The sequence below is a fragment of the Actinotalea sp. C106 genome, from assembly GCF_023630195.1.
Taxonomy (GTDB): Bacteria; Actinomycetota; Actinomycetes; order Actinomycetales; family Cellulomonadaceae; genus Actinotalea.
This window is the reverse complement of record NZ_JALPKN010000228.1, coordinates 1-5,153: the sequence shown is the minus strand read 5'-3', so window position 1 is coordinate 5,153 and position 5,153 is coordinate 1. Positions and strand designations below refer to the sequence as shown.

At 74.4% G+C, this 5,153-nt stretch carries 4 protein-coding genes; 3 read left to right on the top strand and 1 reads right to left on the bottom strand.

Annotated features, from left to right (window positions below):
* Window positions 1-227: 227 nt before the first annotated feature.
* Genes L0B03_RS13585 through L0B03_RS13575 form a run of 3 tightly spaced genes read left to right on the top strand, consistent with a single transcriptional unit; the run spans window position 228 to window position 3,465 of the window.
* Window positions 228-728, top strand: a complete 501-nt coding sequence (locus L0B03_RS13585; RefSeq protein ID WP_250446652.1) for a hypothetical protein — start codon at window positions 228-230, stop codon at window positions 726-728.
* On the top strand, window positions 722-1,984 hold the full coding sequence (locus tag L0B03_RS13580; RefSeq protein WP_250446651.1) for a HEAT repeat domain-containing protein: 1,263 nt from the start codon (window positions 722-724) through the stop codon (window positions 1,982-1,984). The genes L0B03_RS13585 and L0B03_RS13580 overlap by 7 nt, the downstream gene beginning before the upstream one ends.
* A gap of 29 nt (window positions 1,985-2,013) precedes the next feature.
* Window positions 2,014-3,465 (top strand): glycosyltransferase family 2 protein, encoded by a 1,452-nt coding sequence (locus L0B03_RS13575; protein WP_250446648.1) that lies wholly within the window; start codon window positions 2,014-2,016, stop codon window positions 3,463-3,465.
* A 25-nt stretch (window positions 3,466-3,490) separates the two neighbouring features.
* Here L0B03_RS13575 and L0B03_RS13570 read toward each other — a convergent pair whose 3' ends face one another.
* Complete coding sequence (locus L0B03_RS13570) at window positions 3,491-4,984, bottom strand: cryptochrome/photolyase family protein (RefSeq protein ID WP_250446645.1); 1,494 nt, start codon at window positions 4,982-4,984, stop codon at window positions 3,491-3,493.
* Window positions 4,985-5,153: the final 169 nt, after the last annotated feature.

The window sequence follows — 5,153 nt, the reverse complement described above, 5'->3', positions numbered from 1 at the left end:
CCGGACATGGCAGCGCGGCCACAGGGCCGGCCGGGCGGCGGAACCGCGCCTGCGCGGCGAGCGATCCGGACGGGGGCAGGTCCGCCCCGTCGGCATTCTCCTCAGAAGCGTCGGCCGCGGTCGATGGGAACATCATGACGCATCCTGGGCCGGCTGACGTCACCGACGCCCAGCGTGCCGTCCCGGAGCCGGTCCGCCACGTACCCCGCCGATAGGACCACCCGCTGATGCCCCCGCCCAGCACGCCTCGTCCCGGGCACGAGCCTGGCGGTCCCTGGGCTCCCTCCCCCGGCATCCGCGACGTCGACCTGGGCCTGACCCACGACGCGGACGTCGTGGTCTGCGACCGCGACGACGTCTCCGGCCTGCTGACGGCCGAGGTGCTGCGCGGCGCCGGGCACCGAGTCCACGTGCGTGACCTGGCCGACGTGCTCGCCGACCCTGCCGCTGCCCCGATCCTGCTGCTGGGCGACCCGACCGCCGCCGGCCCGGCCGAGGAGACCCTGGCCGGCGTCCGCCGCCACGCCCAGGGGACCCACCCGACGATCATGGCGATCACCCCGACGGCCGACCCTGCCGTGGGCGCCGAGCTCCTGGACGCCGGTGCCGACCACGTCCTGCCCCGGCCGTGGAGCCCCCGTCTGCTGCGCGCCGTCGTCGCAGCACAGCTGCGCCGCCATCACCTCACCTGTGGCGCCACGGCCGAGCACGGGGCCGCCACGTGCTGACCGTGACCCTGGTCGTGCTGGGCTGCCTGGTCGCCGTCCTGGTCGCCCTGATGGTGCTCACCACCGCGGGCCGGGCCCTGCGCGAGCGGGCGTCACGTCGGGTCGCCGACCGGCGGACCCATCTGCGTTCCCAGACCGTGGTCGCCCTGGGCCTGCGCCGGGGCGACGCCCGCGCCGCGACGGCCGCCCTGCGTGCCACGGCTCGCGGACGCCACCGTCAGGAGGTGCTGGACATCGTCACCTCGGTCGCCACGACCCTGGGGGCGGAGCACCGCGAGAGCGTCACGGCCCTGGCGACCGCGCTGGAGCTGATCGACCACCTGCTCGCCGGTCTGCACCACGCAGAACCGGCCCGACGGGTCGCCGCCGTCGAGATCATCGGTCTGCTCGGCGGGACGGACCACACCCCGTCGCTGCACCAGGCGATGCGCGACGCGGACCAGCGGGTGCGGATCGCGGCCGCCCGGGCCTACCTGGCCACCGCCCCGGACACCGCACCCACCGCGATCGTCCGGATGCTGACCCACGAGGAGCCGCACATCGCTGGTGAGCTCGGCGAGCTGCTCCGCACCCACCCCAGCCCCCAGGTCGGTCAGGCGGTGACCCTGGCCTGGGCCCGAGGCGCCCGATCACCGTTGCTGGTCTCGATGGTCACCCACACCGTGGACCCCTCCACCGCCCTGGGCCTGCTCGTGGACGCCACCCGCTCCCCCGACGCCGCGCTGCGTCGTGCCGGGGTGAGCGCCCTCGCGGGGATCCCCACCGAGCTGTCCTTGACCGCCCTGGCCAACCTGACGGGCGACCCCGACCCGGGGGTGCGGGCCCTGGCAGCGACGGCCCTGGGCGTCATGGCTGGGCCGACCACCATCCCGCTGCTGATCGCGGCCCTGGACGACACGGCCTGGGCCGTGCGCCACCGGGCCGCCGCCGCCCTGGCCTCCATCCCCGACGGAGCCGTCGTCCTCACCAGCCTGCTGGGTCAGGCGACACCGTTCGTGACCACGGCCATCACCACCGCTCTCCAGGAGCACGTGGCCACCGGCGGGCTGCTCAGCGCCCTGGTGGATCCGGTCCACGCCGAGCGGGCTCGCCGTGCGGTCCGGGAGCTGGCCGCCCGCCCGGAGATGATCACGGTTCTGCACGCGGCAGCGGCCCGGCACCCCGACGCCGCCGTGCGCGCCGCACTGAGCGGTCTGGTGCCCACCCTGCCTACCCCCAGGAGCCCACGGGTCGACGACCTGGTCGGTGCGCGGTGATGCCGTGGGCTGGTTGGGTCCAGCCCCCGATGTGGGTCTACGAGGCGATCAGCACCTGGTTCGTCATCGGCGCGGTCTACACCATCGCGTTGCAGCTGACGATGGCGGCCCTGGCGGTGGGAGGGAACCTGCACCTGCGCGACCATCACGGCGCGCTGCGTCCCGGCCAGCTGCACCACCTCACCGCGACGAACCGGCCTCCCGGGGTCTCGATCGTGGTCCCGGCCCACAACGAGGGGCCGGTCATCGTGCCGACCGTCCGCGCGCTGCTGGCCTCGGACTACCGCGACCTGGAGATCGTCGTGGTCGACGACGGGTCCACGGACGGCACCCTGGCCCACCTCGTCGAGGCGTTCCACCTGGCCCCGGTCGCGCCCCCGCCCCCCGGGCTCGCAGGGCTGACCACCGCCACCGTGCGCGGGCACTACCTGCCGCTGGGGGACGTGCGCCTCCGGGTCATCAGCAAGGACGCCGGTGGGTGCAAGGCCGACGCCGTCAACGCCGGCATCAACGCCGCGACCCGCCCGCTGCTGCTGGTCGTGGACGGCGACGGACTCCTGGACCGCCGGGCGATCAGCCTGGCCGTCGCCGCGTTCACCGAGGGCGGCCGGGACGTGGTGGCTGCCGGCGGCACGATCCTTCCCATCAACGACTGCGTCGTCGAGGGCACCACGGTCTCCGACGCCCGGGTCCCGCGCAGCTTCCTCGCCGCGTGCCAGCTGCTGGAGTACCTGCGTGCCTTCGTCATCGGCCGCACGGGACTGGCTCGCGCCGGGGCGGTCACGCTCGTCTCCGGAGCTTTCGGGCTGTTCCGCACCGGGACCGTCCGGGCCGTCGGCGGCTACACCGTCGGCCACCTCGGTGAGGACCTCGACATCACCCTGCGTCTGCTGCGCCACCACCGACTCGCCCACCCGGGCTCGAGCCCGCGGGTGGTGCAGGTCCCCGAGGCGATCCTGTGGACCGAGGTGCCCGCGACGTGGTCGGTCCTGGCTCGGCAGCGGGTGCGCTGGCACCGGGGCCTGGTCCAGGCGCTGCAGGAGCACTCCGACCTGGTCGGGCGCCCACGGTGGGGGGCCATCGGCATGGTCGGGATGCCTCAGCTGGTGCTCTTCGAGCTCTTCGCCCCGCTGATCCAGGGGGTGGGGATGCTCACCATGGTCCTGGTGGTCGGCCTGGGGGTCTTCGACCCCGTCCTGGGCGCGGCGCTGATCGCCACCGTCATGACCGCAGGTCTGGTCGCGACGGTGACGGCGATCTGGGCCGAGGAGCGCAACCTGCGCCAGTACCTCTCGACCCGGGACCTGCTGCGTCTGCTGGCCGTCGCGGTCGCCGAGCAGGTGGTCTACCTCCCCGTCACCGTCCTGTGGCGCCTGAAGGCCACGTTCATGCGGGGACCGGCGGTGTGGGGCGAGATGACCCGATCCGGGTTCGGACCGGCCACGGCACCCGCGCCGGCACCCGCGACGGCGACCCCCTGATCCCCGCGCCGCAGCTCGCGACGGCCTACGGCGGCGTCGCCCCCCGCAGCTCCTCCTGCTCGACGAGGGCCTCGCGGTCCCGCAGCCGTCCCAGCCCGGCGAGAGGCTGGGCCATCCGCCGGTTCGGGGCCAGCCGCTCCCGGTTGCGGTCGAGGAACCACCAGTAGCCCGCGCTGAAGGGGCAGGCGTTCTCGCCGACGCGGACGTCGGGCCGGTACCGGCAACCGCCGCAGTAGTCCGACATGCGCTTGATGTAGGCACCACCCGAGGCGTACGGCTTGGTGGCCATGAACCCGCCGTCGGCGTGCTGGCTCATGCCGACGACGTTGGGTTGCATGACCCACTCGTAGCCGTCGACGAAGCACTCGTGGAACCAGTCGGTGAGCTCGGCCGGGTCGTAGCCGCGCTGCAGCGCCCAGTTGCCCAGGACCATCAGGCGCGGGATGTGGTGCACCCACGCGGTGTCCCGCACCTGGCCGAGCACCTCGCGCAGGCAGCGCGCCTCGACCGCGTCGGCGTCGAGCTCGCGGAACCACGTGGGCAGCGGGGTGCGGGCCTCGAGGGCGTTGGACTCCTTGTAGGTCGGGCCGGTGTGCCAGTAGACGTGCCAGACGTAGTCCCGCCAGCCCATGATCTGGCGCACGTACCCCTCCACGCTGGCGAGGGGCGCCTCGCCGGACCTGTAGGCCTCCTCCGCGCGCTCGACGGCCTCGCGCGGGTCGAGGAGGCCGAGGTTCATCGCCGCCGAGAGCATCGAGTGGGACATCCACGGGTCCGCGGCGAGCATGGCGTCCTCGTACCGGCCGAAGGTCGGCAGCCGGTGGTCGACGAACCGGTCGAGGGCCGCCACGGCCTCGTCGCGGGTGACGGCGAAGCGGCGCGGGCCGTCGCGACCGACGAAGGTGACGTCGCCGTCGGCCTCCCATCGGTCCAGGTCCCGGCGGACCTCGACGTCGATCTCGTCCTCCTCCGGCAGCCACGGCTCGGGGACGTCCAGGGTGGTCGTGCGCGGCGGGGGCTCGCGGTTCTCGTGGTCGAGGTTCCAGCGCCCACCCGCGGGGTCGTCGCCGTCCATCAGCACGCCGTGGACGCGTCGCGCGGTCCGGTAGAAGTTCTCCATGAGCAGCCCGCCGCGCTGCGCCGTCACCCAGCGCTCGAACTCCGGCCGCGCGGTGACGAAGCCGCGGTGCGGCAGCACCTCGAGCCCGGGCTGACGTTCGACGAAGCCGAGGGCCGCGCGCGAGGTCGGGGCGCAGACGTCGAGCGGCTCACCGACCTGGGCGAGCGCCTCGGCGTAGGTGTCGGCACGGACGACGACGGCCTGGTCCCCCAGCTCGGCTGCGCGGTGGCGCAGGGCGGAGAGCACCAGGTGCGCCTTCTGCCGGTGGAACCGGCGTCGGCGGAAGACCGCTCGGGACTCCACGAGCAGCACCGGCTGGTCCGGGTGGTCCAGGAAGTGCGGCCCCAGCTGGTCGGCGAAGAGCCACCGGCGGCGCAGGTCGGTCGGTGGGGACGTCACGCCCCCATCCTCGGTGGTCAGCGACGACGGCGCGCGACCTGGGCCGTCGTCGTCGGCCGGGTTTGTAGCATCGACCCGTGCCTCCCCGCTCGCCGCTCCCGGCACGCCACGGCCTCGCCGCCGCGCGGCTGTGCACCCCGCCCCGCGAGCGCGACCGCCCGGACCCGTG